Origin of the sequence: Mesorhizobium sp. M2A.F.Ca.ET.037.01.1.1, assembly GCF_003998075.1 — a bacterium.
Lineage (GTDB): Bacteria > Pseudomonadota > Alphaproteobacteria > Rhizobiales > Rhizobiaceae > Mesorhizobium.
Genome location: NZ_RZSA01000927.1, coordinates 1 through 2,570, shown reverse-complemented (window position 1 = coordinate 2,570; position 2,570 = coordinate 1). Strand labels below are relative to the sequence as shown.

At 58.6% G+C, this 2,570-nt stretch carries 2 protein-coding genes and 1 pseudogene; 1 reads left to right on the top strand and 2 read right to left on the bottom strand.

Annotated features, from left to right (window positions below):
* Positions 1–706: pseudogene (locus EOA27_RS31435) on the bottom strand (glutamine synthetase); the annotation flags it as partial.
* 499 nt (positions 707–1,205) lie between these two features.
* On the opposite strand from EOA27_RS31435, the gene EOA27_RS31430 reads away from it, so the two are divergent.
* Positions 1,206–2,117: a DUF4238 domain-containing protein gene (locus EOA27_RS31430; RefSeq protein WP_281059497.1), complete on the top strand. Its 912-nt coding sequence runs from the start codon at positions 1,206–1,208 to the stop codon at positions 2,115–2,117.
* Between the two features lie 39 nt (positions 2,118–2,156).
* Here EOA27_RS31430 and EOA27_RS31425 read toward each other — a convergent pair.
* On the bottom strand, positions 2,157–2,570 hold a 414-nt coding region (locus EOA27_RS31425), incomplete at its 5' end, for a GntR family transcriptional regulator (RefSeq protein ID WP_145970660.1).

The following is a 2,570-nucleotide window of genomic DNA, read 5'->3' as shown; positions in this document are numbered from 1 at the left end:
CCTTCACGGTACGCTTGAAAAGCACCGCATCGTCGGCTGCGCGCAAGGCGTCGGGCACATGGTTCAAATTGATCTCGAACTGGCCGACGCCGTTCTCGGCAATCGCGGTGTCGACCGGAATGTCCTGCATGCGGCAGGCTTCGTAGATATCGTGGATGAAGGCCTCGAAATCGTCGACCTCGTCGATCGAGAGCGCCGCGTCCGAATCGAGACGCCTGCCGGTGACCGGGGAGACGGGGCCGACTGGCCGCTGCGAGGTCGGATCGACAAGATAGAATTCGAGCTCGGTCGCGGTGACGGGCGTCAGGCCGAGCGCGGCGTAGCGGTCGAGGATGCGGGCCAGCGCGCGGCGCGGATCGCCGAGATAGGGCGCGCCGCTGTCGTCCGCCAGCCAGAGCGGCAGCAGCGCTGTCGGATGGGCTGTCCAGTTGACCGGCAATATGCCGCGTCCCGTCCAGTGGCAAAGCCCGTCGGCGTCGCCGGTCGAGAAGACCTGGGCATTGCCTTCGATATCCTCGCCCCAGATGTCGAGGCCGATGGCCGAGTAAGGCATGCGCAGCTTGCCTTCGAGCGCCTTGCGCGCCTGCTCGACCGGAATGCGCTTGCCGCGCATGATTCCGTTCAGGTCGCACACCGCCGCCCTCAGGCTCTGGATGTCCTTCCTGCTTTCAAGCCAATTCAAAACGTCCGCAATCGCATCGCTCAATTTCCAGCCCCTTTTTAGGTGCTGTAGCCCTTGCAGGCTACGATATCCAATTTTTCAGCTTGTGAGTTTATGAAGACCGTATCGGCTGGCGCCGAATGGTTTTTCTTCATTTTTTCAAGTCACTAGCTGGGATATCGGGCGGCATTTCAGGTCCATTTTCGCGATCTGCGATCGCAACATAGCGATATGGTCAGCGAAAGCCAAGCCGGATTCGGCGTGTCGTCATCTTAGCTACCCGCGATTGATCGCGCAGTTACGCTGATAGCAGCGTCCTCATGCTATCGAGCAAATGGGCTCAATATTCCACTGCCCCCGGGTCCCCGTGAGCACCTGGGTCTAGTCTTGATCGCTGGTTAATAGAGCGCTCATGGTATACTCGGTCTGAAATAATGATTCTGCCTCGCGTGATTTCGTTCACAATGAGTAATCCAAAAGGTCAACACTTTATTCCGCGCTTGCATCTCCAGCACTTTGCTGGGGTGCAGCCGAAAGGTCACGTCTGGCATATACGAAGGCCGACGGCAAGAAATTTTCCCGCATGCCCGAAGAGACGGCCAAGCAAACTCATTTCTATTCCGTTGAAGCGCCGGATGGCAGTTATGACCTTCGCATCGAAGAAATGCTGGCTCGGATCGAAAGCACGGCCGCTCCAATCTACATGCGGCTGATCAACGGCAAGATTCCGGAGCACCAGGACAAGATGGACATGGCGCAGTTCCTAGCCGTGATGGTGGTGCGTACACCTGGTTCCAGGAAAGACGCGGCCGAGATGGTTGGTCGCATGATTCAGATTCGGAACTATGCGACTGGTGTACACGACCGGGCCTTCAATTCGCTGGTGCATCGGATCGAGCAGGGCGAAGGCAGGCAGCTTACCGAAGAGAGCAGAACTTCCCTTCGGAGGAGCCTGATTGACCCTAGCGGCTACCGGCTCGAACTGGGGAAGGAGTGGGCGTTGCAGCACCTCACTGCTGCCGACAAGCTGACACCCGTACTTTTCCAGATGCGTTGGCGGACCATCGGGGCCGCTCAGGGTTTCTTTATCACCAGCGACGACCCGGTTGTTCGTTGGGTAGAACCTAAGACTTGGCACCCGATTTACGGCGACCACGGCTATCTGAACAAGACAGCCGTTGTGACCTTTCCACTCACACCGAAGGTCATGCTGGCAATGAGCTGGGAGGACGAAGGCGCCAATGCCTTCGCGGGTAGGCAAGGCGTAGATAGGCTGAATAGACTGCGTGCATTGCAGGCGGATGAGTACCTTTATGCTCATCTCGATCACGAGGTCATCAGGCGTATGGCAGTCGCGACCAAAGGCTCGCGTCCACGTATGACGACTGAGGGCTTCGGACCTAAGAAGTTTGCTGCGACGACTTTACGGCGAGGTCGAGCAAATCGGCCGAGTTGAGGAAGTGCCGAGAATCATCGAACAACCCGCCTGCTTACTCTAGTGGCGCATCTCCGGAAACTTCACCTGGCCGAGGATATGCGTGGCGCCCTCCTCGATGTCGCGCACGATCGCCCGACGCGCCCGCTCGCCGTCGCCGGCCTCGATCGCCGCCACGACCTCCTCATGGTAGTCGATACCCAGAATGCCGGCGAGATCATCCTCGAAACCGATATGCAGGTTTCGCAGGAAAGGCCCGACCTGCATCCACACCGTCTCGATGAGGAAGATCATCTGTTCGTTGCCGCAATGGCGATAGACCCCGAATTTGAAGTCGTGGTTCTTGCGCAGATAGTTTTCGATGCCGCCATTGCGGGCGGCCTCGGTGAGTTCGGCGCAGTGGCGCCGGATCGCGCGCAGATTGTTGCCGTTGATGCGTTTCGTCGCGAGCTCGGTCGCGGTGCCCTCGAGGAT